The 24,506-nt window shown below is 73.7% G+C and carries 23 protein-coding genes; 12 read left to right on the plus strand and 11 right to left on the minus strand.

The window, feature by feature from the left end; genetic code table 11:
* On the minus strand, positions 1–1,013 hold a 1,013-nt coding region (locus EAD96_RS03090; protein WP_147457825.1), incomplete at its 3' end, for a glycoside hydrolase family 5 protein.
* 294 nt (positions 1,014–1,307) lie between these two features.
* On the opposite strand from EAD96_RS03090, the gene EAD96_RS03095 reads away from it, so the two are divergent.
* From EAD96_RS03095 to EAD96_RS03105, 3 genes are all read left to right on the plus strand, one after another.
* Positions 1,308–2,270: a TIGR03557 family F420-dependent LLM class oxidoreductase gene (locus tag EAD96_RS03095; RefSeq protein WP_121683197.1), complete on the plus strand. Its 963-nt coding sequence runs from the start codon at positions 1,308–1,310 to the stop codon at positions 2,268–2,270.
* The gene (locus EAD96_RS03100; RefSeq protein WP_121683198.1) at positions 2,267–3,103 is read left to right on the plus strand and encodes an alpha/beta fold hydrolase; all 837 of its coding nucleotides are present in this window, start codon (positions 2,267–2,269) and stop codon (positions 3,101–3,103) included. The genes EAD96_RS03095 and EAD96_RS03100 overlap by 4 nt, the downstream gene beginning before the upstream one ends.
* Before the next feature lie 165 nt (positions 3,104–3,268).
* Positions 3,269–3,922: a GAP family protein gene (locus EAD96_RS03105; RefSeq protein WP_120570927.1), complete on the plus strand. Its 654-nt coding sequence runs from the start codon at positions 3,269–3,271 to the stop codon at positions 3,920–3,922.
* Here the strand turns inward: EAD96_RS03105 and EAD96_RS03110 are convergent.
* The 7 genes from EAD96_RS03110 to EAD96_RS03140 all read right to left on the minus strand — a co-directional run bounded on the left by EAD96_RS03110 (position 3,909) and on the right by EAD96_RS03140 (position 9,718).
* A complete protein-coding gene (locus EAD96_RS03110; protein ID WP_121683199.1) occupies positions 3,909–4,706 on the minus strand; it encodes an endonuclease/exonuclease/phosphatase family protein in 798 nt (265 codons plus the stop codon). The two genes, EAD96_RS03105 and EAD96_RS03110, sit on opposite strands and share 14 nt — an antisense overlap.
* A gap of 4 nt (positions 4,707–4,710) precedes the next feature.
* Complete coding sequence (locus EAD96_RS03115) at positions 4,711–6,201, minus strand: phosphatase PAP2 family protein (protein ID WP_120570929.1); 1,491 nt, start codon at positions 6,199–6,201, stop codon at positions 4,711–4,713.
* Positions 6,202–6,301: 100 nt separating this feature from the next.
* Complete coding sequence (locus EAD96_RS03120; RefSeq protein ID WP_120570930.1) at positions 6,302–7,303, minus strand: YihY/virulence factor BrkB family protein; 1,002 nt, start codon at positions 7,301–7,303, stop codon at positions 6,302–6,304.
* The gene (locus EAD96_RS03125) at positions 7,296–8,303 is read right to left on the minus strand and encodes a diacylglycerol kinase family protein (protein WP_120570931.1); all 1,008 of its coding nucleotides are present in this window, start codon (positions 8,301–8,303) and stop codon (positions 7,296–7,298) included. Before EAD96_RS03125 ends, EAD96_RS03120 begins: the two co-directional genes overlap by 8 nt.
* A gap of 100 nt (positions 8,304–8,403) precedes the next feature.
* The gene (locus EAD96_RS03130; RefSeq protein WP_120570932.1) at positions 8,404–8,979 is read right to left on the minus strand and encodes a Clp protease N-terminal domain-containing protein; all 576 of its coding nucleotides are present in this window, start codon (positions 8,977–8,979) and stop codon (positions 8,404–8,406) included.
* The gene (locus tag EAD96_RS03135; RefSeq protein ID WP_030275209.1) at positions 8,979–9,215 is read right to left on the minus strand and encodes an HTH domain-containing protein; all 237 of its coding nucleotides are present in this window, start codon (positions 9,213–9,215) and stop codon (positions 8,979–8,981) included. Before EAD96_RS03135 ends, EAD96_RS03130 begins: the two co-directional genes overlap by 1 nt.
* A gap of 77 nt (positions 9,216–9,292) precedes the next feature.
* Entirely contained in the window at positions 9,293–9,718 is a 426-nt protein-coding gene (locus tag EAD96_RS03140) for a helix-turn-helix domain-containing protein (RefSeq protein WP_121683200.1), read from the minus strand.
* Between the two features lie 141 nt (positions 9,719–9,859).
* Here EAD96_RS03140 and EAD96_RS03145 point away from each other — a divergent pair, with 141 nt between their 5' ends.
* The 6 genes from EAD96_RS03145 (at position 9,860) to EAD96_RS03170 (ending at position 16,173) form a co-directional block, all read left to right on the plus strand.
* Complete coding sequence (locus tag EAD96_RS03145) at positions 9,860–10,348, plus strand: SRPBCC domain-containing protein (RefSeq protein ID WP_121683201.1); 489 nt, start codon at positions 9,860–9,862, stop codon at positions 10,346–10,348.
* A gap of 52 nt (positions 10,349–10,400) precedes the next feature.
* Entirely contained in the window at positions 10,401–10,964 is a 564-nt protein-coding gene (locus EAD96_RS03150) for an NADPH-dependent FMN reductase (RefSeq protein ID WP_121683202.1), read from the plus strand.
* 100 nt (positions 10,965–11,064) lie between these two features.
* A complete protein-coding gene (locus EAD96_RS03155) occupies positions 11,065–11,865 on the plus strand; it encodes a PP2C family serine/threonine-protein phosphatase (RefSeq protein WP_121683203.1) in 801 nt (266 codons plus the stop codon).
* Positions 11,866–11,948: 83 nt separating this feature from the next.
* Positions 11,949–12,779, plus strand: coding sequence for a universal stress protein (locus EAD96_RS03160; RefSeq protein ID WP_121683204.1), 831 nt, complete (start codon positions 11,949–11,951; stop codon positions 12,777–12,779).
* 128 nt (positions 12,780–12,907) lie between these two features.
* Entirely contained in the window at positions 12,908–15,310 is a 2,403-nt protein-coding gene (locus EAD96_RS03165) for a phosphoketolase (RefSeq protein ID WP_121683205.1), read from the plus strand.
* On the plus strand, positions 15,307–16,173 hold the full coding sequence (locus tag EAD96_RS03170) for a universal stress protein (RefSeq protein ID WP_047893581.1): 867 nt from the start codon (positions 15,307–15,309) through the stop codon (positions 16,171–16,173). The genes EAD96_RS03165 and EAD96_RS03170 overlap by 4 nt, the downstream gene beginning before the upstream one ends.
* A gap of 1 nt (position 16,174) precedes the next feature.
* Here EAD96_RS03170 and EAD96_RS03175 read toward each other — a convergent pair whose 3' ends face one another.
* The gene (locus EAD96_RS03175; protein WP_121683206.1) at positions 16,175–18,523 is read right to left on the minus strand and encodes a heavy metal translocating P-type ATPase; all 2,349 of its coding nucleotides are present in this window, start codon (positions 18,521–18,523) and stop codon (positions 16,175–16,177) included.
* Positions 18,524–18,676: 153 nt separating this feature from the next.
* Between EAD96_RS03175 and EAD96_RS03180 the strand changes: the two genes are divergently transcribed.
* Together EAD96_RS03180 and EAD96_RS03185 are read left to right on the plus strand one after the other, a co-directional pair.
* Positions 18,677–19,687, plus strand: coding sequence for a nitroreductase (locus tag EAD96_RS03180; RefSeq protein ID WP_120573894.1), 1,011 nt, complete (start codon positions 18,677–18,679; stop codon positions 19,685–19,687).
* Between the two features lie 93 nt (positions 19,688–19,780).
* On the plus strand, positions 19,781–21,448 hold the full coding sequence (locus EAD96_RS03185; protein WP_199733054.1) for a GAF domain-containing sensor histidine kinase: 1,668 nt from the start codon (positions 19,781–19,783) through the stop codon (positions 21,446–21,448).
* A gap of 7 nt (positions 21,449–21,455) precedes the next feature.
* Here the strand turns inward: EAD96_RS03185 and EAD96_RS03190 are convergent, their stop codons facing one another.
* The gene (locus tag EAD96_RS03190; protein WP_013284884.1) at positions 21,456–22,094 is read right to left on the minus strand and encodes a response regulator transcription factor; all 639 of its coding nucleotides are present in this window, start codon (positions 22,092–22,094) and stop codon (positions 21,456–21,458) included.
* 187 nt (positions 22,095–22,281) lie between these two features.
* Here EAD96_RS03190 and EAD96_RS03195 point away from each other — a divergent pair, with 187 nt between their 5' ends.
* Positions 22,282–23,256: a nitroreductase gene (locus EAD96_RS03195; RefSeq protein WP_121683208.1), complete on the plus strand. Its 975-nt coding sequence runs from the start codon at positions 22,282–22,284 to the stop codon at positions 23,254–23,256.
* 108 nt (positions 23,257–23,364) lie between these two features.
* Here EAD96_RS03195 and EAD96_RS03200 read toward each other — a convergent pair whose 3' ends face one another.
* Positions 23,365–24,366, minus strand: a complete 1,002-nt coding sequence (locus tag EAD96_RS03200; RefSeq protein WP_121683209.1) for an NAD-dependent epimerase/dehydratase family protein — start codon at positions 24,364–24,366, stop codon at positions 23,365–23,367.
* Positions 24,367–24,506 lie beyond the last annotated feature (140 nt).

Consider the following 24,506-nt stretch of genomic DNA (forward strand, 5'->3'; position numbering starts at 1 on the left):
GGACTGGTGGTCGGGGTCGGGGTGCTGCCGGCGTACACCGACGCCTCGCGGGAGGTGGCCGCGATGCCGTTGGCGCCGTTGAAGATCCGCTGACCCCAGCTCGTGAGCTGCGCCGGGTTGAACGCGGTGGTCATGTCCAGGTACTCCACGCCGCCGCCGTTGCCGCTCCACGACCAGCCGAGGTAGCCGATGCCGTTGGCCTGGCTGTACGCCATGATGGCGTCCTCGTCCGGGTTGCCGTCGGAGTGGTTGAAGCCGAACTCGCCGACCACGATCGGCAGCCCGGCGGTACGGAACCGGCCCAGGTAGTCGCTGATCTCGGCGGCGGTGTCGAACACGCCGTACATGTGGATGGAGAAGACGGTGTTGCGCTGCGCGTCGGCGGCGAACACGGTGCTCGCGTTGTCGCGCATGGTGAACGACCAGTCCTGGCCCCAGTTCGGCGCGTCCACCATGATCGTGTGAGTCAGGCCGGCGGTGCGCAGCCGCTTGATCGCGTTCGAGGTGTCGGTGGTCCAGGCGCTGTAGCCCTGGTTGCCGAACGGCTCGTTGCCGATGTTGACGATGACGTACTTCTCCTGGCCCTTGAGCACGTCGGCGATGCTCAGCCAGTAGTCGGTGGCCTTCGCAAGCGAGGCGGCGGCGCCCTCCTCGCCGTACCCGGTGGTGTCGTGCACCTCCAGCACACAGATCAGCCGGTTGGCCTTGCACAGCGAGATCACGTTCGCCACGTCGGCGGCGCTGTTCTTCGTCCAGCGGTCGCCGCTGGCCAGCACCACCCGGACGGTGTTCGCGCCCAGCGCCTTGATGTCGGCGAACGAGCTGGTCTGCTGCGGGTACCAGGTGTGCGCGTGGTTGACCCCGCGCATCACGAACTCGACGCCGTTGGCGTCGTAGAGCCGCCCGTTGGAGACGGAGAACCCGGTGGCGGCGTGGGCCGGCTGCCCGAGGGCGAAGACGGCGGCGAGGGCCGTCAGCAGGGCGGCGCCCGCGACGGAGAGCAGTTTCTTCATGGCTGTCCTCAGGGGAAGGTCTCCCCCGTGCCCGAGCGGGGGTGCGGTGACGGTGACGACGAAGGTGGCGACTGAGCCCGGTAGCCGCCGCCCGGTTCCCGAACGGACGCAGGCATCAGCGTAGGGCGATGGACGGCGTGAGGCAACCGGTTAAGCGGGACGGGCCGGGAGGCGGCACCGTTTGACGGGCCGGATGAGCTGAACCGGTTAAGAGCCGGCGCGGAAGCGGACAGCAGGGTTGACCCGCGCCCGGTGGGGTATCCGGGGACGATCCGCCCGGGAAGGAGACGTGCCATGGTCAACGTCGGTTACACCCTCATGTGCGAGCAGGCCGGCCCGAAGGAACTCGTCGACCACGCCGTACGCGCCGAGGCCGCCGGCTTCGACCACCTGGTCATGTCCGACCACTACTACCCCTGGCTGGAGTCCCAGGGCCACTCCCCGTACGCCTGGTCGGTGCTCGGCGCGGTCGCGCACGCCACCAGCCGGGCCGAGCTGATGTCGTTCGTGACCTGCCCGATCCGGCGGTACCACCCGGCGGTGGTGGCGCAGAAGGCCAGCACCATCGGGGTGCTCTCGGACGGCCGGTTCACGCTGGGCCTCGGCGCCGGGGAGAACCTCAACGAGCACGTGGTGGGCGGATGGCCGCACGTGCAGCAGCGGCACGAGATGTTCGAGGAGGCGCTGCAGATCATCCGGCCGCTGCTCAACGGCGAGACGCTGACGTTCTCCGGCAACCACTTCGACGTGCCCGACGCGTACGTCTGGGACCGCCCCGAGCGGCCGGTGCCGATGGCGGTGGCCGCGTCCGGGCGGCAGTCGGCCACGCTGGCCGCCGAGTACGCCGACGCCATGATCGCCACCGACCCGCTGTCCCACCTGATCGACATGTACGAGGAGGCCGGCGGCGCGGGCCGACCCCGCTACGGCCAGGTGGCCATCTGCTACGGGCCGGACGAGGACGAGTGCCGCAAGATCGTGCACGACCAGTTCCGCTGGTTCGGCCTGGGCTGGAAGGTCAACGCCGACCTGCCCGGCCCGGAGTCGTTCGAGGCGGCCACCCAGTTCGTCCGGGAGGAGGACGTGGCCGAGGGCATCTCCTGCGGCCCGGACACCGACCGGCACGTGGAGGCGTTCAAGAAGTTCGTCGACGCGGGCTTCACCCACGTCGCGCTGGTCCAGGTGGGCGGCGACACCCAGCCGATGTTCCTCGACTGGGCCCAGGAGGAACTGCTGCCCCGGCTGCGCGAGCTGTGACAGCCGTACCGTCCCCGCCGGGGCGCTTCGGCCCGGCCGAGCTGCGCCTGGCGCTCGCCGCGCCACGGCCGGCCGCCGGGCTGACCAGCGAGTTCCGGCAGGTCGGCGGGCTGCGGGCGCACACCCGCCGCTCCGCCGCACCGGGCGGGGACGGGCCGCCGGTCGTGCTGGTGCACGGCCTCGCCGTGTCGCACCGCTACCTCACCCCGCTGGCCGTCGCGCTGGCGCCGCGCCAGCCGGTGTACGTGCCGGACCTGCCCGGCTTCGGGCTGACCGAACGCCCCGGCGCCGCGTACGACGTGGACCGGCACGCGGCGTTCCTGGCCGGCTGGCTCGACGCGTACCGGTTGGGTCCGGTCGTGCTGCTCGGCCATTCCTTCGGCGCGGAGGTCGCCGCCGCGCTCACCGCCCGTCACCCCGGCCTGGTCCGCGCCCTGGTGCTGGCCGGTCCGACCAGCGACCCGGCCGCCCGGTCCCGGCGCGGCCTGGTCGGCCGGTGGCTGCGGGACACGCTGCGGGAGGCGAAGTGGCAGGCGCCGATCCTGCTGCGCGACGTGGCCGACGCCCGGCCGTGGCGGGTGTTCGCGACGCTGTCCCACTCGGTCCGCAACGCGGTCGAGGAGGACCTGGCCCGGGTCAGCGCGCCCACGCTGGTGCTGACCGGCGCCCGCGACCCGGTCGCGCCCGCCGCCTGGCGGGAGCAGGTCGCCCGGCTGGTGCCGGACGCCCGCACGCTGGCCGTCCCGGACGCGGCGCACAACGTGGTCACCACCGCCCCGGCCCAGGTCGCGGACGCCGTCCACGACCTGCTCACCACCCCGCTGAGGAGTTGACGCCATGCGTATCGGGAACACCGAGATCCGGCCCGCCGGAGGCGGGCTCGGCTGCCTGCTGATGATCCTCTTCTCGATCGTCGCCTCGGTGGTGCTCACCGTGCTGCTCAACCTGGTCCTGTAGAACCCGGCCCGGCGTGCGCGACGGCGACACCAGAATGGGGCATGCCCCTGCTGACCGCGCTGCCGCTGGCGCTGGAGATGGTCGCCGGGTCGAAGCTCGTCAGCGCCGTCGTCCTCGCCGCCGGCCGCCACCCGCGCCGCAGCTCGGCGGCGTACCTGGCCGGCGTCACGGTGGGCGTGCTCGGGCCGTTGACGCTCTGGTACGCGGCGTTCCGCGTGGTGCGGCACACCGCCGTGCACGGCATCGGGGTGGGCGGCAGCCGCCGGCTCATCGACTGGATCGTGCTGGCCCTGCTGGCGGTCCTCATGGTGGTCACGTTCCGAAGACGGCGGCGCGACCGTCCCCCGGGGTGGCTGCGCCGGTTGCAGGACCCGCGGCCCGCGTACGCCTTCGGTCTGGGGCTGCTGCTCGCCGTCGCCGTGCCGAGCGACGAGCTGGTCATGGCGTCGGTCGCGGGCAGCATGGCCGGGCACGGCCGCCCGTGGTGGCATCTGCTGCCGTTCACGGCACTCACCGTGCTGCTGCTGGCCCTGCCGCTGCTCACGCTGCTGCTGGCCGGCGACCGCGCGGAACGGCTGCTGCCCGCGTTCCGCTCCTGGACCGACAGGCACTCCTGGCTGGTCAGCGAGACGGTCATCCTGATCTTCGCGGCCTTCGTGGTGGCGGACCTGGCGGGGTCGTTCAGCCGGCCGTGAGGTCCACCTCGGCCAGCACCGGATAGTGGTCCGACGCCGAGTCGGCGTCACCGTCGCGGACCACCCGCACCGCGCGTACCCGGTCGGCCAGCGCCGGGGTGGCGAGCAGGTAGTCCAGCCGCATCCCGGCGAACTCGGCGCCGCCGTGCCGGGTCGGCACGGTCAGGCCGCCGGGCTCGTCGCCGCCGGAGCGCGGCCACAGGTCGACCAGCCCGGCGTCGAGCAGCCGGGCCACCGCCCGGGTGTCCACGGTACGGCCGTCGCGGCGCAGGTGCCGCCGCCGGTACGGGGAGGCCAGCCCGGCCAGCCGGGCGGTGTGGTCGGCGGTGGGCTCCAGCGTGTTCAGGTCACCGGCCAGCAGGGCCAGCGCTCCCCCGGTACGCCGGAGCGCGGCGGCCAGCCAGTCCGCCTCCATCCGGCGCCGCCCACCCGAGTACGGGTTCAGATGGGTGCTGAACACGGTGAACGGTCCCGCGCCGGTGGCGACCTGCACCCGGGCGGCGGCGTGGTGGAACGGGCGGCGGACCCGGCCGGCGCGCAGCACCCGCAGCGGCGGGCGGACCAGCACCGCCACCGGCTGGCCGAAGCAGGACCGGGCCAGGTACGGCGTCATGCCGAGGCGGTCGGCCAGGCCGCCCAGCGCGGCGTCCATCCCCCGCAGCTCCTGCAACGCCAGCACGTCGGGGCGCTGCGCGGTGACGACCGAGACGATCCGGTCCCGGCGGTCGGCGCCGCCGCCGTCCCGCCCGCCGGTCCGGATGTTCCAGGTCATCACCCGCAGCATCGGCTCAGTCCGGCCGCGCGGCCTTGGCCAGTTCGTCGTCCAGCTCGTCGACCTGTTCGGACTCGATCGCCGGCCGGTTGCCCTCGTACACGTCGGCGTTCGGCTTGATCACCCAGTACAGCAGCGACAGCCAGAGCGCGCCGAGCAGGATCGCGCCCATGAAGTCGGTCGGGTGGTGCATGCCCCGGTACATCCGGGAGGTCGCCACGCCCACCGGCATCAGCACGGCCATGCCCACGAACAGCCACCGCCACCACCTGTCCGTACGCGGGAACACGATCACCGCCATCGCCACCCAGAGGCAGATGGTCGCCGCGATGTGCCCCGACGGGAACGACGAGGTCGGCATCTGCCCGTCCAGGTTCTCCACCGGCGGCCGGGGCCGGTCCACCACGCGGGCGCTGGCCAGGAACAGGCTCAGCTCGCCGAACATCGCCAGCACCACGTACAGCACCGGGCGCCACCGCCGCCACACGGCCAGCACGATCGGGCAGAACACCAGCGACACCAGCAGGATGGCGTGGGTGTCGCCGAACTTGCTCCACCACCAGCTCAGCTCCGTGAGCGCGCCGGTGTGCCGCTCGGCGAACCAGCGCGGCACCTCGGTGTCGAGCGTGTCGAAGAACGTGCCCTTGGCGTGGTAGCTGACGAACATGCCGAACGCGTAGAGCACGCCGAAGACGAGGACCCAGCCGACGAGCAGCTCGGCCACCGCCGAGCGCGGGTGCTCCAGCACCTTCTCCTCGTCCGGCGCGAGCGCCAGCTCCTCGCCGGCCTCCGGCTCCAGACCCTCGCGCAGCGGCGGCACCGGCCGGCCGCGCTCGCGCCGCCACAGCCGGAAGGCGTACGCGGTGACGCCCAGCCAGGCCGCACCGAGCAGCCAGCCGCCGATCACGTCGGACACGAAGTGCACGCCCAGCGCGATCCGGGTCAGCCCGACCAGGAAGATCAGCACACCGGCGATCGCGATGGCGGGCTTGCGCCAGCGCGGCGACATGGCCGGCAGGAACACCAGCAGCAGCGCCCCGTACGCGACGAACGAGCCGAGCGCGTGACCACTGGGGAAGCTGTTGCCCGGTGCGCTGGCGATCGGCACGTCCACCACCGGACGCAGCCGCCCGACCAGCGCCTTGAGCGACGGGTCGAGGATCAGCCCGCCGGCACCGGTGACGATCAGGTAGACCGCCAGCCGGGACTGGCGGCGGATCAGCAGGCCCACCACGGCGATGGTGACCAGCCAGATCAGCACCGGCCGTCCGCCCAGGTCGGTGATCGCCTGGAGCACTGTGACCAGCGGGCCGTGCGGCGCCACCAGGTCGTTGAACCACTCGGCCACCGCGTGGTCGGCGTCGCCCAGCGGGCTCCACCGGAACCGGACCAGCATGAGCAGCACGCCGAACCCGACTCCCGCACCGGCCACGGCGAGCAGGCCCGCGAGGCTCCGCTCCGCGAAATGGCTGAGCGGCCGGCTCCCGGCTTCCTTGACCGCGGTCACACCGCACCTCCCTCGTTCCTCTGCGAGGCGCGCTGTACCCGATCGGCGTGTCCCGTACACGCCGCACCGGCGCGGCGTCCACGCCGGACCGGCCGTGGCGTCAGAGCGAGGTCATCTCGCCGGTGTCGAACAGCTCCGCCCGCTGCGCCTCCGGCTCCCACAGGTCCGGCTGGGCGGGCTCCTCCACCCCGATGCGCATCGCTTCGAGCTGGGCGGCGAAGGCCAGCCCGCCGAACAGCGCGATCCCGGTGAGGTTGGCCCAGAGCAACAGGGCCATCATGCCGGTCAGCGCGCCGTAGGTCTGGCCGAATCCGCCGCTGTACTTCACGTAGGCGGCGAGCAGCAGGCTGGCCAGCCACCAGATCGCGATGGCGATGGACGCGCCGAAGAAGAGCCAGGACAGGCCGGGCTGGCGGCGCCGGGGTGCGTGCCGGAACAGCACCGCGACGGCGAGCACTGTGAGGCCGAGGCTCAGCGGCCAGCGGATCACGTCCCACCCGGCCATGGCGAGGTCGCCCCACTCGTAGTGCCGCCGGACCGACTCGCCCATCGCCCGGCCGCCGACCAGGATCAGGAAACCGGCCAGCGCGGGCACACCGGCGACCACCGCGAGGACGGCGGCGCGCAGGTACTTCGCCAGCGCCGGGCGGTCCCGCTCGACGCCGTAGATCCGGTTGGCTCCCCGCTCGATCTGCGCCATCGTGGTGGTCAGCGCGACCAGCCCGGTGAGCAGACCCAGCGTCAGCGCCAGCTCACCGGCGTCCTCGGTGCGCTCGCTGTCGGTCAGCAGGTCCTGCACCATGGCTTCGCTCTGGCCGGGCGTGATCGCCAGCACCGTGTCGGCGACGACCTTGCCGCCCTCGTCCACGCCCAGGTCGGTGATCAGACCGGTGAGCGCGATCAGGAACGGCACCACGGCCAGGCAGAGCTGCAACGCCAGCGCCCGGGAGTGGCTGAAGCCGTCGCCGTAGCGGAACCGGATGAACGCGTCCCGCAGCAGGCACCAGCCGCCGTGCCGGCGCAGTGTGTGCCAGGCGTCGTCGGCGGAGAGCTGGTCCTCGGTCATCAACCGGGTCTCGGGGACCAGCTTCGTGCTACTCACGGCGGGCCTCCTCGACCAGATGCTCACCGCGCTCGCCGACCGCGTCGGCGTCCACGGCCAGGTCGGGGTCCTCCGCCGGGCGCGGTACGCAGAGCCAGAGCGACTCGGGGCGGATGGTGGCCTTGAGCGACCGGCCCGGCTCGATCAGGTCGCCGTCGAGCTGCCGGGGCTGCGACCGGGTGCTGGTGATCTCGACCGACCGGGCCCGGAACACCTCCATGCCGGGCACCCGGTCGCGGCGGCGCAGCACCGCCCAGCCCATGGCGAGCCAGTGGCGCAGCGTACGCGGCGTCAGCACCGCCACGTCGAGCCAGCCGTCGTCCGGTTCGGCCTCGGTGAGCAGGCGTACCCCGCCCTGGAGACGCCCGACGTTGGCGACCAGGACCGAGCGGGCCCGGCGGCGCAGCGGCGGCTTGCCGTCGAGGCGCACGGAGACGCGCATCGGCCGGTCGCGCAGGTGGCGGGCGGCGCCCACCACGTACGCGGGCCAGCCGATCCGCTTCTTCGTGGTCTCGGAGGTGGAGTCGAGCATCTGGGCGTCGAAGCCCATCCCGGCCATCACCGCGAAGCACTTGTCGCCGACCGCGCCGACGTCGAGGCGGCGCATCCCGCGCTCGACGGCGACCTCCAGCCCGGCGGCCAGGTCGTTCGAGAGGCCGAGGTTGGCGGCCAGCAGGTTGCCGGTGCCCTGGGGCAGTACGGCCAGTGCCACGTCGGTGCCGGCCAGCGCGGTCACGCACGCCATCACCGTGCCGTCGCCGCCGCAGGCGAAGACGACCTCCGCGCCCGCCTCGACGGCCTGTTCCGTCTGCCCGCGGCCCGGGTCCTCGACTGTCGTCTCGTACCAGGCCGGGGCCGGCCACCCGGCGGCGGCGAGCGCGCCGTCCACGGTGCGGCGGAACTCGTCCAGGTCGGCCACCTTCACCGGGTTGACCACCACTGCCGAGCGCGGGGTGCGGTTCTCCGCGTTCACCGGGCGCTTGTCGTCTGCACCGTCCACGGCGTCAGTGTGCAGGACACCTGGCGTGACGGCGACCCGGCGGGGCGGGACGTTGCAAGGACCGCAAACAGGTTTGAAAAATGGATGCGCGTCGTCGCGGTCAGGCCGCCTCGCGCAGCGCCGCGTCGACGCGCCGCCGCAGGTCGTCGAGGTCGACGCCGGCCTCGGTGAGCACCACGGCGGCCAGGCCGTCGCCCTCGCGCAGCAGGCCGAGCAGGATGTGTTCGGTGCCGATGTGCCGGTGGCGCAGCCGCAGCGCCTCGCGCAGCGACAGCTCCAGCACCTTCTTGGCGCGGGGCGAGAACGTGCCGTGGTGCGACCCCCGCCGCCACCAGCGGCGCGGACGCGGTGTCGCCTCGCGCAGCGCGTCGGGGCCGAAGGACTCCTCGATCCGGGCCACGATCGCGGCGAGGTCGATGCCGATCTCGCGCAGCGCCGCGGCGTCCGCCGCGCCGAGCCCGTCCACGCCCTGCGCGGTGTGGCGGGCCACCGCGGCGCGCAGGGCGTCGGCGTCGACGCCGCCGGCCGCCAGCAGGCGTACCGCCAGGTTGTCGCGGTCGGCGAGCACGCCCAGCAGCAGGTGCTCGGTGCCGACCGGCCGCCGTCCCTCGGTGCGGGCCTCGTCGAGCGCGTGGTGCACCACGCTCCGGGCCCGGTCGGTGAACCGTTCGAACATCACGCCTCCCAGCTCTCGCGCACCGCCGGCCGTCCGGCGTGCTTCTTGTGGACCGCCTGCCGGCTGACCTCGAGGGCGTCGGCGATCTCCTGCCACGACCAGCCCTGCCGCCGGGCGTTGTCGACCTGGATCACCTCGAGCCGCTCCAGCAGCCGGCGCAGGGCGAGCACGGCACGCAGGCCGACCTTGGGGTCGGTGCTGCCGGCCGCCGCCGCGAGTTCCGTCGCCTGACTCATGCTGTCAATGTAGGTTGACAAACGCCGCGCGTCAACCCTGGTTGACACACACCCCGGTCTGACGCCCCGGGGCGCAACTACGCACGGGGCGGGGTGGCGTTGTTCGCGGTGGACGTCCGGTCGAACTCGTCGCGGTTGCGGACGATGTCGCTCTGGTGATCACGGACCCAGTGCACGAGTCCACCCACGGCCTCACTCAGTGAGCGGCCGAGCGGCGTCAGGGCATACACCACCCTCGGCGGCACCTCCGGATACGCGGTCCTGGTCACCAGCCCGTCGCGGTTGAGGGCGCGCAGTGTCTGGCCGAGCATCCGCTGGGAGACGCCGGCGACCTGTTCGTGCAGCGCGGTGAAGCGCAGCGGGCCGGACGCCAGGGCCGTGATGGTCAGCAGCGTCCACTTGTCGCCCACCCGCGCCAGCACGTCGCGGACGAGCTCGATCGTCTGGATGCAGTCCGGCGCGACCCCGCGCTGCGCGAGTTCGGCACCAAGGATGCTCGGCATGCTCTTCTGTTCCTCGCGCGTCAGTAGCTGACTTCAAAGTGCGTATCGGGCAGCCGGACTAAATCCGTCGGACGCACGTTTCCTACTAATCGTAACTGACATGTGGTCACCCATTCGTGACCGTCACAGCGGGAGGACGGCATGGTCCGGCACGACACGTTCACGATCACGCGGCACCTCGACGGGCCGCCGGGCGAGGTCTTCACCGCGTTCGCCGACACCACGATCAGGCGCCGATGGTTCCGGCTTCCCGGCAGCGGAGCCTCGTACGAGCACGACTTCCGGATGGGCGGCGGCGAGACGGCACGCAGCACCTTCACCTCGTTGGACACGGCACCCGAGCGGCTGGAACACCGGTCGCGGTACATCGACATCGCGGTCGCACACCGGATCGTCTACGGCTACGAGGCCGTCGTCGACGACGAACTGCGATGGACCTCGCTGGTCACCGTCCGGCTCGGAACCGAGACGGAGGGAACCCGCCTGGAATGGACCGAACAGGTGACCTTCCTCAGATACACGGGGGACGGCAGTTCCGACCTCGCGCACCTGCGCGGCGCCAGCGTGCTGCGGCTGAACGGACTGGACGCCGCTCTGCAATCCGGATCCCCGCCTCAGCAATCCGCGTGACACCTCGTCTCGGACCGTCGGCACCATTCGAATCGACCAGAACGGATCACTCATGACGAACATCGGGATCATCCTCGGCAGCACCCGCCCCGGCCGGGTCGGTCACCAGGTGGCCGAGTGGGTAGCGAAGCACGGCAGCCGGCACGATGGCATCGACGTCGAGGTGGTGGACATCAAGGACTACGACCTGCCGCTCTTCGACGAGCCACAGTCACCGCTACTCGGCTCCTACATCCACCCCCACACGCGGAGTTGGAGCAAGAAGATCGCCGAGTTCGACGGATACGTCTTCGTCACTCCGGAATACAACCGATCGATCCCCTCGGCGTTGAAGAACGCCATCGACTACCTCTACGGCGAGTGGAACAACAAAGCGGCCGGATTCGTCTCCTACGGCAGCAGTGTCGGCGGCGCCCGCGCTGTGGAACACCTACGCCTCATCACGGCAGGTCTTCAGCTAGCGGGCGTACGCACCCAGGTCAGCCTGTCACTCGCCACCGACTTCACGGCGTTCACCACGTTCACCCCCGGCGACCGCCACAACACCACGCTCCGCCAGCTCTTCACCGAGGTGACCGTCTGGGCCGAGGCGCTCGCACCACTGCGCCGGCCCTGAGCGTTCAGGTCGCTCACGGCGACAGCCACGCCACCTTCGGTGCGAAAAAGTCGCCCCGGAGAACCCGCATCCCGGCCTGTCCCGGTGTTAGGTTCCGCTAATGTTCCGCCGCCGTCCGCTGGACCGGCCGGTCGAGTCCGCGCGCCGGCTCACCGCCGGCCGCCTCACCCTGGAGATCGCCGGGGGCAGCGTGGTCGGGCACCGCTATCCGGAGAACTACGACGTGCTGCACGTCGACCCCGAGCTGCCGCTCGCGGTGCTCTGCGACGGGATGGGCGACGGCGAGGGCAGCCGGGTGGCCGGCACGACCGCCGCGGAGACGTTCGTGGCGCAGGTCCGCGCCGGCTGGCCCGCCGTCGGCGCCGCCGCGCTGCGGGCCGCCGTGGCCGAGACCCAACGGCGGGTACGCCAGGCCGGCGCGGCGCAGCCGGGCCTGACCGGATGCACGCTCACCGCGCTCGTGATCGAGCCGGACGGCGACCAGGGCTGGCTGGTCCAGCTCGGCGACTCGCGGGCGTACCGGCTGCGCGACGGGCTGCTGGAACTGGTCACCGTCGACCACACCATGGCCTGGCTCGGCCTGCTGCACGGCTGGTGGCCGGCCGACTCGCCGGAGGCGGCGCGGGCGCGCTACCAGCTGCTGCGCTACGTCGGCCACCCGGACCGGCCCGAGCCGGACCTGCTCGCCGTGCCGCTGCGCCGGGGCGACACCTGGCTGCTGTGCACCGACGGGATCAGCGACCAGCTCGGCTACCACCGGCTGCGCGACCTGCTCTCCGCGCGGCGCGACCCGGCGCGCACCGCCGAGGCCCTGCTCGCCGCCAGCCTGGACGAGGGCGGCGACGACAACGCCACAGCCGTCGTGCTGCGCGTGCACCCGGCGCTGCCCGCCCCGCGCTGACCGCCAGTTCCGCCGACCCGCTCCGGCGCACCCGGTCCCACGACTACGGTGGGTGAAAAGCAGGGGTCGGGAGGTGAGCCGGGGTGGCCGCACCCAGCCACGGCGCGGTGGTGGTCGGCGTCGGCCGGTCCGAGGCCGATCTGACAGTGGTCCGCACGGCCGCCGCCGAGGCCGCCGCCCACGACCGGCCGCTGCACCTGATGCACGCGTTCAACTGGGCCGCGACGCCCGGCCCCGCCCCGGCCGGCGGCACCCGAACGGACGCGGAGAACGTGCTGGAGCACGCCGGGCAGGTCGTCGCCGAGTGCGCGCCGCAGGTGCCGGTCAGCGGCCGGATCGTCGAGGGCTCGCCGGTCGAGGCGCTGCTGCGGGTCGCCGACACCGCGTTCCTGATCGCGCTCGGTGACGGGGGCATGTCCGCGCACCCGGACCGCGTACCCGCCGACACGCCGGCCGTCGACGTGGCCGCCCGGGCCGGTTGCCCGGTGCTGGTCGGGCGCACCGAGCCGGCCCCGCCCGGCCCGCTGCTCGTCGGCTTCGACGGGTCGCCCAGTTCGCGGGCCGCCCTCGGGTACGCCTTCGACTGCGCGCAGCACCGGGGCGCCCGCCTGCTCGCCGTCCGGGTGATCGAGCCGGAGTCCGGCGACCGCGACGACGGGCGCCTGGAGCAGGCGGTCACCCGGACGGCCCTGCGGTACCCCCGGGTCGCCGCCGACTGCGAGACCGTCCACGGTGACCCGAAGTCCGTCCTGCTCGACCGGTCCCGCGCGGCGCAGCTCGCGGTGGTGGCCGCCTGGGGAGACGGGCCGATAGGGTCCACTCTGGGCGCGGTCAGCCAGTCCCTGCTCTACCACTCGCCGGCCCCGCTGATCGTCGTACGGGGAGTCGCCGCCGACGCCGGGGACGGGTCATGACGCCCGCGCGAGGCGGGACCTACGGCCCTGACCGGCGACCCCCGACGGAGGCGACGCTGGACGCGGCGGGAAAGAAGATGTGCTCCCCGAGTGGCAGCCGACCCCGAGCCACGAGAGGCTAAGGCAGCATGGACACCGCGGTGAACCTGCACAGCCCCCTGACCGACGACGAGTTGCGCCGGCTGGACGCCTACTGGCGCGCGGCGAACTACCTGACCGTCGGCCAGATCTATCTGCTCGACAACCCGCTGCTGCGCGAACCGCTCAAGCCCGAGCACGTCAAGCCGCGCCTGCTGGGCCACTGGGGCACCAGCCCCGGGCTCAACCTGCTCTACACGCACCTCAACCGGGTCATCGTGAACCGGGACCTGTCCGCCATCTTCGTCACCGGCCCCGGCCACGGCGGCCCGGCTCTGGTGGCGAACACCTGGCTGGAGGGCACCTACAGCGAGCTGTACCACAGCATCCCCCGGGACGAGACCGGCATGCAGCGGCTGTTCCGGCAGTTCTCCTTCCCGGGCGGCATCCCGAGTCACGTGGCGCCGGAGGTGCCGGGTTCGATCCACGAGGGCGGCGAGCTGGGGTACGCGCTGAGCCACGCGTACGGCGCCGCGTTCGACAACCCGGACCTGCTCGTGGCCTGCGTGATCGGTGACGGCGAGGCGGAGACCGGCCCGCTGGCCGGGAGCTGGCTGTCGAACGTGTTCCTCAACCCGGCCCGCGACGGCGCGGTGCTGCCGATCCTGCACCTCAACGGCTACAAGATCGCCAACCCGACCGTGCTGGACCGGATCCCCGGCGAGGACCTGCGGGACATGATGCGCGGCTTCGGCTACGAGCCGTACGTGGTCGAGGGCGACGACCCGGCGACCGTGCACCAGCTGCTGGCCGCGACGCTCGACCGCGCGGTCGACGAGATCGCGGCGATCCAGCGCCGGGCCCGCTCCGGCGAGCACGTGGAGCGCCCCCGCTGGCCGATGATCATTCTGCGGACGCCGAAGGGCTGGACCGGTCCGTCCCGGGTCGACGGCAAGCAGGTCGAGGGCACGTTCCGCGCCCACCAGGTGCCGATCTCCGAGGTCCGGGACAACCCGGAGCACCTGGCCGAGCTGGAGCGCTGGCTGCGCAGCTACCGGCCGGAGGAGCTGTTCGACGCCACCGGCGGCCCGGTCGCCGAGGTGGCCGGCCTGCCTCCCACCGGTGACCACCGGATGAGCGCCAACCCGGTCGCCAACGGCGGCCGGCTGCTGCGCAACCTGGAGCTGCCGGACTTCCGCGACTACGCGGTCGACGTGCCGACGCCGGGCGAGCCGATGGCCGGCGCGACCGGTGTGCTCGGCCCCTGGGTCCGCGACGTGATCGCGCGCAACCCGGAGACGTTCCGCCTGTTCGGCCCGGACGAGGTCGCCTCGAACCGGCTCGGTGCGGCGTTCGAGGTGACCGACCGCGCGTTCGTGGGCGCCGAGGTGTCCGGCGACGACCACCTCTCCCCCGACGGCCGGGTGATGGAGGTGCTCTCCGAGCACCTGTGCCAGGGCTGGCTGGAGGGCTACCTGCTGACCGGCCGGCACGGCATCTTCACCAGCTACGAGGCGTTCATCCACATCGTCGACTCGATGGTCAACCAGCACGCCAAGTGGCTGAAGGTGACCCGGAACATCCCGTGGCGGGAGCCGGTGGCCTCGCTGAACTACCTGCTGTCCAGCCACGTGTGGCGCCAGGACCACAACGGCTTCTCGCACCAGGATCCGGGCTTCATCGACCACGTGGTCAACAAGAAGGCCGAGGTGGTCCGGGTCTACCTGCCGCCGGACGGCAACACGCTGCTGTCCACCATGGACCACTGCCTGCGCAGCCGGCACTACATCAACGTGGTGGTCGCCGGTAAGCAGCCCGCGCCGAACTGGCTGACCATGGACGAGGCGATCCAGCACTGCCGCCGCGGCCTGGGCATCTGGGACTGGGCCAGCAGCGACGACGGCACCGAACCGGACGTCGTGCTCGCCTGCGCCGGCGACGTGCCGACGCTGGAGACGCTGGCCGCGGCCGACCTGCTGCGCCGGCACCTGCCGGACCTGAGGGTGCGGGTGGTCAACGTGGTCGACCTGATGCGCCTGCAACCGCCGTCGGAGCACCCGCACGGCCTGCCGGACAACGAGTTCGACACCATCTTCACCCGCGACAAGCCGGTGATCTTCGCGTACCACGGCTACCCGTGGCTGATCCACCGGCTCACCTACCGCCGGACCAACCACGAGAACCTGCACGTGCGCGGCTACAAGGAGGAGGGCACCACCACGACGCCGTTCGACATGGTGATGCTCAACGACCTGGACCGCTTCCACCTGGTCATCGACGTGATCGACCGGGTGCCGGGGCTGCGGTCGCGCGCCGCGCACCTGCGCCAGGACATGGTGGACGCCCGCCAGGCCTGCCGCGACTACACCCGCCGCTACGGCGAGGACGACCCCCGGGTCGCCGAGTGGCGCTGGATCAGGGAGAACGACCCCGCGGTGAGGAGTGGCGAATGAACGACGACGAGATCCTGGTCGGCTACGACGGCTCCTCGGACGCCGCCGTCGCCCTGAACTGGGCGCTGGACGAGGCGGGCCGCTCCGGCCGGCCGGTACGCCTGGCGTACGTCTTCGAGTGGTTGACAGTGACCGGCTGGATCGGGCCCGGCGTGGCGCCCGGGGTGTGGCCGGACGAGGCCGCCCGGCAGCAGGTCGAGGAGCTGGTCCGCAAGGCGGCGGCGGACGCCGCCGCCGACCGGCCGGGCCTGACCGTGCACGGCGAGGTGTTCGACGGGCCGCCCGCGCTGGTGCTCCAGGAGCGGTCCGCCGACGCCGGGATGCTGGTGCTCGGCAGCCGGGGCCACGGCGGCTTCGGTGGGCTGCTCGCCGGTTCCACCGCGGTCTCGGTCACCGCGCACGCCCACTGCCCGGTGGTGGTGGTCCGCGACGGCCAGGCCGCCACGTCCGGGCCGGTGGTGGCCGGCTCGGACGGCTCGGAGTCGGCGCTGCGGGCGCTCGGTTTCGCCGTCGAGCGGGCCGCCCAGCGGGACGTGCCGCTGCGGGTGCTGCGGGCCTGGGAGCCGCCGGGTGACCGGTGGGTGCCGCCGGACTTCGACCCGGAGCAGGTCGCCGCGAGCGAGCGGGCCGCCGCCGAGGCGGAGCTGGCGCCGTGGCGGGAGAGCTTCCCCGACGTGCCGGTCGAGATCGAGGCGGTCCCCGGCAGCGCGTCCGCGCTCCTGGTGGAGGCGAGCCGGTCGGCGCAGCTGGTGGTGGTCGGCAGCCGGGGCCGGGGCGGCCTGCGCGGCATGCTCCTCGGCTCGGTCAGCCAGCAGCTCATCCAGCACTCGCACTGCCCCGTCGCCGTGGTCCGCGAGCGCTGACTCAGCGGCCGGGCGCGGTGGAGCCCTCCTCCGGGTTGAGCGAGAAGTAGTCCTCCTCCTCCTGGGCCAGGTGCAGGCGCAGCACCGCGTCCAGGCCGTAGAGCGCGGCCAGCAGATCGGGCACCTCGTCACGGCGCAGCCGGCCGTCCGGCTGCGCCGTGAGGTGTCCGCCGATCCGCTCCACCAGCCGGACGATCTCCACGTGCGCCCGGCTCATCGTGGAGGTCGCCTCGGCGCTGCCGAGCGGACCGGCCAGCGCCGGGTAGAGCTGCCGGTCCTCGGCCGCCTCGTGCGGCAGCACCTCGTCGACCAGACGCCGGTGCACCTCCCGCAGCGCCGGCAGGCACGCCGGGTCGTCCGGGCGGGTCGCCACCATGTCGGCGGTGTCCCGCAGCGCCGCCAGCACGTCCCGGACGCCGCCGTGTTCGCCCGCGTACCGGTCGATCAGCTCGACGGTGTGCGCGGGCAGGTCGCGCCGCCGCAGGCCGCCGCCGAGCGCGCGCAACGCGTTGAGGATCACCAGGACGTCGATGCCCTCCTGGAGGAACGCGCCGGCCACCGGGGGCAGCCGCCCCGCCGCGGCCACCAGCATGGCCAGCACCGCCAGGCCCATCCCGACGGTGGCGCTCTGCACCGCGATGCGGCGCGCGTACCGGGCGATCTCGACCGCGTCGGCGAGCCGGTCCAGCCGGTCCACGGTGAGCACCGCGTCGGCCACGTCCGCCGAGGCGGTCGCCCCGGTCGCGCCCATCGCCACGCCCACGTGCGCCTCGGCCAGCGCGGGCGCGTCGTTCACGCCGTCGCCGACCATCACCGTCACCGCGTGCGCCGACTCCTCGCGTACCCGATCGGCCTTCTCCTGCGGCGAGCACCGCGCGATCACGTCGTCCACGCCCACGACCTGCGCCACCTGCCGGGCCGTGCCCGGCCGGTCGCCGGTCACCATGACCAGGCGGGTCAGGCCCGCCTCGCGCAGCCGCCGCACCGTGCGCCGGGCGTCCGGCCGGACCGGGTCCTCCAGCAGGATCGCGCCGAGCGGCGCGTGGTCGTCGCTGACCCAGACCGCGGAGCGCCCGGCCCGTTCGGCGCGCTCACCGAGCCGGCCCGCCCACTCCGGCGGTTCCCCGGCGAGCTGCCCGACGTGCACCATCCGCCCGTCGACGCGCCCGCTCACCCCGTGCCCCGGCTCCTCGGTGACCTGCGTCGGCTCGGCCAGCGCCAGCCCGCGCTCGCGGGCCTGCCGGACCAGCGCGGCGGCCAGCACGTGCGGGGAGAGCTGCTCGACCGAGGCGGCCAGCCGCAGCACGTCGTCCCGGTCGCCGCCCGGCGCCACCACCACCTCCGCCGCCCGGGGCCGGCCGGCGGTGAGCGTGCCGGTCTTGTCCAGCAGCAGGGTACGGGCGCGGCCGAGCTGTTCCAGCGACCCGCCGTCCCGGACCAGCACACCGCGCCGGGCCACCCGGGACAGCCCGGAGACCACGGCGATCGGGGTGGCCAGCAGCAGCGGGCACGGTGTCGCCACCACGAGCACCGCCACCGCCCGGGTGAACTCGCCGGACAGCAGCCACGCCAGCCCGGCCAGCACCAGCGTGAACGGCACGAACGCGGCGGCGTACCGGTCGGCCAGCCGTACCATCGGGGCCTTGCGGGCCGTCGCCTCGCCGGCCAGGCGGACGATGCCCGCGTAGGTGCTCTCCGCCGCGTTACGGCGCGCCCGCAGCCCGAAGCCGGCGCCCGCGTTCACGACGCCGCTGGCCACCTCCTCCCCGGCCGCACGGGTGACCAGCTGCGACTCGCCGGTGACCACCGACTCGTCGAGCGTGGCCGCCTCCTCGACCACGCCGTCCACAGGCACCACGTCGCCCGGCCCGACGACCAGGCGGTCCCCCACCGCGACGCGGTCCAGCGGCACCACCTCGATCCCGCCGTCCGGGGTGCGCCGGCGGGCCTGCCGGGGCGCGCGTTCCAGCAGCGCCCGCAGGTCGCGGGTGGCGCGACGCTGGGCGTACTCCTCCAGCGCCCGCCCGGTGGCGACCATCACCGCGATCACGGCGCCGGCCAGGTACTCCCGCACCAGCAGCGCGCCGAGCAGCGCCAGCACCGCGATGACGTCCACCCCGAACTGCCGCAGCCACAACTGGCGCAGCGTCGTCCAGGCCGCCGGCACCAGGGCGACCACCGTGACCGCCGCCCAGACCAGCCGGGCGGCGTCGTGCGCGCCGGCGAACCACAGCGCCGCACCGGCCAGCACCGCCGCGGTGAGCAGCACCAGCGGCGCCCACTCGGCCCACGCCCACCGCCGGGCGCGGGCCGGCTGCTCGGGTACGCACTCGCGTGGCTCGGTTCCCACGTGTGGATCGTCTCAGTCCCGGCGTGGGGCGGCGGGGCGACACGGGTAATCCGGCCCTGCGGGGCGGCCGGGCATGCCCGAGGATGGAGCGGCATCCCCACCCGGGCGTCCCGGGGGTGGGGCACGATGGGGAAAACAGGAAAGGTCGTAACGATGAGCCACGAGACGCCGGCCGGCGATCGCCCGTTGACCACCGCGCTCGCGGAGGCCGCCGGAATGGCCGGCCACGCCCCCTCGGTGCACAACACGCAGCCGTGGCACTGGACGGTCCTGCCCGACGCGCTGGAGCTGCGGGTGGTCCGCGAACGGCACCTCAGCGCCCTGGACCCGGAGGGGCACCTGCTGGTGGTGAGCTGCGGCGCCGCGCTGCACCACGCCCGGGTGGCGCTGGCCGCCGAGGGCTGGACCCCGGTGGTGGAACGGCTGCCCGACCCGAAGGAACCCGACCTGCTGGCCCGGATCACCACCCTCAAGCACACCGGCGCCGACCCCGACGCCATGCGCGTCGTGCAGTGCATGCAGGTGCGGCACACCGACCGGCGGCCGGTCAGCGACGAGCCGATCCCCACCGCCGCGCTGAACGACATCGACCGGGCCGCCACGCTGGAGGGGGTGAACCTGCAACTGCTCGACGACACCCAGAAGATCCAGCTCGCGAGCGCCGCGCAGCAGGCCGCCGCCGTCGAGGCGGACAGCCCGGAACTGCGCGAGGAGCTGGCCTACTGGACCAGCCGGGCCGGCACCGGCACCGGGCTGCCGCCGGAGGTGCTGCCCGAGCAGGCCCCGCAGACGACCGTTCCGGCCCGCGACTTCGGCCGCGCCGGCTCGCTGCCGATCGGGCCCGGCCACGACAAGGCCGCCGTGTACGGGATCCTGTGGGGCTCCGACGACGAGCTGATGAGCTGGCTGCGCGCCGGTGAGGCGCTCTCCGCCGCCTGGCTCACCGCCACCCGGCACGGGGTGTCGCTGGTGCCGCTGTCCGGTGTGGTGGAGGTCGAGAGCACCCGCGAGGTGCTGCGGCAGATGCTCTCCGGCCTGGGGTTCCCGTACATCAGCATGCGGCTCGGCCTGGCCGACCCGAACCACGCCGGGCCGCCGCACACGCCCCGGCTGGACGTCGCACAGACGGTCGACACCTCGGCGGTCCGCGACCGGCTCGCCTGACCGGTCTCGATCACGGCGGCCACCGGGCGATACCATCGCCGGGTGGCCGCCGCACCCCAGTCCCGGCACGAGCACCTCACGCCGTCGCTCGGGCTGACCCCGCTGTCCCGCGTCCGCCTGGACGAACTGCTCCAGGAGATGCTCGACCGCGTCGGCGAGGTGGTCACCAGCCGCGAGCGGCTACGGGCCCTGCTGGACGCGGTCGTCGGCATCGGGTCCGACCTCGACCTGCGCAGCACGCTGCAGCGGATCGTGCAGTCGGCGTGCGAGCTGGCCGGCGCCCGGTACGGCGCGCTCGGCGTGATCGGCCCCGACCGCATGCTGCACGACTTCATCGTCCACGGCATCAGCCCCGAACTGCACGCGAAGATCGGCGAGCTGCCGCACGGCCGCGGCGTGCTGGGTCTGCTCATCGACGAGCCGAAGCCGGTCCGCATGCCGGACATCACCAAGCACCCGAAGTCGTACGGCTTCCCGCCGAACCACCCGCCGATGCACAGCTTCCTCGGCGTGCCGGTGCGCATCCGCGACCACGTCTGGGGCAACCTCTACCTGGCCGAGAAGCAGGGCGCGGCCGAGTTCACCGAGGACGACGAGGAGATCGTGGTGGCGCTGGCCGCCGCAGCCGGCGTGGCGATCGAGAACGCCCGCCTCTACGCGCTGGCGCACCGCCGCGAACGCTGGCTGGCGGCCGCCGCGGAGATCACCTCGGTGCTGCTCGGCGAGGTACGCCGTACCGACGCGCTGACGCTCGTGGCCCGCCGCGCCCGCGAGGTCGCCGAGGCCGAACTGGCGCTGGTGCTGCTCTACGACGAGGACGAGGCCCAGTTCACCGTCGAGGTCGTCGACGGCGCCGACCCGGTCAGCCGGGAACTGGTCGGCGCGGTGCTGCCGGCCGCCGAGACCAGCTTCGCCGCGTCCGTCACGCAGGGCCGCCACGACCAGGTCGACGACCTCGCCGCCGCGGCGCCCTGGCCCCGGCCGGTGGTCGCCGGACCGGCCGTGGTCTCCCCGCTCGCCGCCGCCGACACGCTGCACGGCGTCCTGGTGATCGGCTACCTGCCCGACCACGGGCCCGCCGCCGACGACGACCTCGCCCTGCTCGCCAGCTTCGCCGGGCAGGCCGCGCTGGCCATGGAACGCGCCCGCGGGCAGGAGGAACGGGAACTGCTGGTGGTCCTGGAGGACCGCGAACGCATCGCCCGCGACCTGCACGACGTGGTGATCCAGCGGCTGTTCGCCACCGGCCTGCAACTGCAGAGCGGCGCGATGAACGCCCGCCCCGAGGCGGCCAAGCGGATCAACCAGGCGGTCGACGACCTGGACGCCACCATCCGAGACATCCGCCGCACCATCTTCGAGCTGCGCACGCCGATGAGCGCGGCGCTGCGCACCGAGATCCGCGAGGCGATCGAGGTGGCCGCCGAATCGCTCGGCTACCGCCCCGACCTGGAGCTGATCGGCCCGATCGACAGCGCCGTCCCGGACGACCTGCGCCCCGAACTCACCGCCGTGCTGCGCGAGGCGCTGTCCAACGCGGTACGCCACGCGCAGGCCGACCGGGTGTCGGTGCGCGTACGCGTCGACTCCGGCCGGGTCGAGATCACCGTCACCGACGACGGGATCGGCTGCGACCCGGAGGCGGCCCGCAGCGGCCTGGTCAACCTGCGGGAGCGGGCCGAGCGGCTGGGCGGCGAGTTCACGCTGCGCCGGGCCGAGCCGCGCGGCACCGAGGTGCGCTGGAGCGTCCCGCTCGACTGAGGCGCCGTCAGGTGTTCTTGCCGAGCAGCCGGGTGGCCAGCACCGCCGCCTGCGTACGCCGCTCCAGGCCCAGCTTGGCGAGCACGCTGGAGACGTAGTTCTTCACCGTCTTCTCGGCGAGGAACATCTTCCCGGCGATCTCCCGGTTGGTGAGCCCCTCCGCCACGTACTCCAGGATCCGCCGTTCCTGCTCGGTGAGCGACTTCAGCTCCCGCGGCTGCTCCACGCCGCTGCGGATGCGCTCCAGCACGCGGGTGGTGATCGCCGGGTCGAGCAGCGACTGCCCCGCCGCCACCCGGCGGACCGCGTCCACCAGGTCGGTGCCGCGGATCTGCTTGAGCACGTACCCGGCGGCGCCGGCCATGATCGCCGCGAACAACGCCTCGTCGTCCTCGTACGAGGTGAGGATCAGCCCCTTGATCGAGGAGTCCACGGCACGGACGTCCCGGCACACGTCGATGCCGTTGCCGTCGGGCAGCCGGGCGTCGAGGATCGCCACGTCGGGGCGCAGCGCCGGGATGCGGCGCGCCGCCTCCTGGGCCAGGCCGGACTCGCCGACCACCTCGATGTCGCCGCTGCTCTGGAGCAGGTCGGCAAGGCCACGACGGACGACCTCGTGGTCGTCGAGCAGGAACACCCGGATCATCAGTCCTTTCTACCCGCTTTCCCGCCCCCGTAGCACGGGTCGAAGGTCCCGTCCTGACCGCGTCGGCCGGGACCGACGGCCGGGCCCAGGTGGGGACCTCCGGCCCTGCTCACCGCGCCGCCCGCTGACGCACCGTAGTGGTGTACCCGGCCGGGGAAGCCGGCGCCGCACGAGAGGGAGCACCACCATGACGACCGAATACACCGGCGAGCAACTGCGGGCCGCGGTCGCCGACGCGGTCCGGGCGCCGTCGCTGCACAACACCCAGCCGTGGCGGTTCCGACTCGTCGACGGCGGCATCGAGGTGTCCGTCGACCCGCTGCGCGGCCTGCCCGCCACCGACCCGACCGGCTGGGGCGCGCGCATCGCCGCCGGGGCGGCGGTGTTCAACCTGCGGCTGGCGCTCGCCGTCGCGGGCAACCCGGCCACTGTGCGGCTGCGCCCGTACCCCGCCGACCCCGACGTCGTGGCCCGGCTGGTCCCGGACGTGCCGCGCCGGCCCACCCCGGTCGAGCAGAGCCTGTACGGAGCGATCAGCCACCGGTTCAGCAACCGCGCGCCGTTCTGGCCCGACCCGGTGCCGGCCGAGGCCCGCTGGCGGCTCGGCGAGGCGGCCCGGGCCGAGCAGTGCTGGCTGGAGCTGGTGATCGGCACCAGCGCCGTCAACGCGGTCGCCGAGGTCGCCCGCAGCGCCCACCGGGTGCTGGAACGCGACCCCGCGTACGTGGCCGAACGGGCCGAGTGGATCCGCTCCGAGCCGGCCCCGGACGGCGTGCCCACCGACGCGGGCGGACCGCAGAGCGAGCCGCAGGACCTCCTGCCCCAGCGCGGCTTCGGCGGACGCAACCGCGCCCCCGGCCGCGACTTCGAACCGGAGCCGCTGGTCGCGGTGCTCGGCTCGGCCGGCAACACCTCCGCCGACCAGATCCTCGCCGGACAGGCGCTGCAGCGGGTGCTGCTCACCGCCACCGACGCCGGGCTGAGCGTGTCGATGCTGTCCCAGCCGATCGAGGTGCCGGCCGCGCGGGAGGCGCTGCGGATGTCGCTGGGCCGGTTCGGCACCCCGCAGATGGTGATGCGGATCGGGTACGGCCAGCCCGGTCGCGCCACCCCGCGCCGCCCGGTCGAGGAGGTGCTCGACCTGCCGGTCGTGTCGGCCTGACCCGTACCTCTCCGCCGGTCAGGCCGGGAGCGCTCACCCGCCCGCGCCGGCCCTCGCTCCGGCCGCCCGTGCCGGCGCGGGTCCGGCCGTGCGGTGCTGCTCCCCCGGTCAGGCCGGGAGTGCGGCCAGCAGGGCGGCCTCCCGCTCCGGCGCCAGGCCGACCGGGGCGCGCGCCGGCCGCCCCGCCCGGTCCGGCACGCGGCCCACCTCGCGCAGCCACCGCCAGGTGTCCGCGACCGTCTCGGTCACCGGCCGGCAGACCAGCCCCGCCGCGTACGCGCGTTCCACGTCCCGCTCCTGCAACCAGCGGTACTCGTGCCCGCGCGGAATCCACACCGGCAGGTCGTTCCACGGCTCCACCCCGGCGGCCAGGATCGGCTCCGGCGCGGTCCACCGCAGCGTCGCGTCCGACCCGGTCGCGGCCACCGCCGCGTCGAGCAGGTCACCCATCGTCGCGTGCCCGGTGCGACCCACCACGTTGTACGCCCCGCCGACGCCCTCGGCACCCCGGTCCAGCAGCCAGGTCGCCAGATCCCGCACGTCCACGTACTGGATCGGCAGGTCACGCGGCCCCGGCGCCAGCACGTCACCGCCCCGGGCGATCCGGTTCAGCCACCACGGCAACCGCCCGATGTCCTCCCCCGGCCCCAGGATCAGCCCGGCACGCGCCAGCAGCGCCCGGTCACCGAACACCCGGGTGGCGGCGCGTTCCCCGCCGGCCTTGTTCGCCGGGTAGTCACCGTCCTCGGCGTCCGCGTCCGCCGCCACCGTAGGCGCCTCCTCGCCGGTGCCGAGCTCGACGGGTGGCGCGTACACCGATCCGCTGGACACGTAGACGTAGTGCGGCACCGCGCCTTCCAGCGCCGACGCCGCGTCACGTACCGCCCGGGGCGCGCCGTCCCAGGTGTCCACCACCAGATCCCACTCGCCGCCGGTGAGCGCGGCCAGGCCGTCCGGCGCGGTCCGGTCACCCCGCAACCGGTGTACGCCGTCCGGCACCTGCCCGTGCACACCCCGGTTGAACACGGTCACCTGCCAGTCGCGGCGTACCGCCTCGGCCACCACCGCACCACCGACAAAGCCCGTACCGCCAAGCATCAGGAGTCGCATGAGTCCCAGCGTGCCGCCGCCGGTCGGGTACGGCTGCCCTGTTTCACGGTCAGCGGATCTGCCAACGGCAGAACCCAGCCTCCCGTCACTGGGGCGCCACCGCACTCCCCCACCCGAACCTGCCCCGTCCCGACCTGTCC

It is taken from the genome of Micromonospora sp. BL1, from assembly GCF_003667485.1.
GTDB classification, from domain to species: Bacteria; Actinomycetota; Actinomycetes; order Mycobacteriales; family Micromonosporaceae; genus Micromonospora; species Micromonospora tulbaghiae.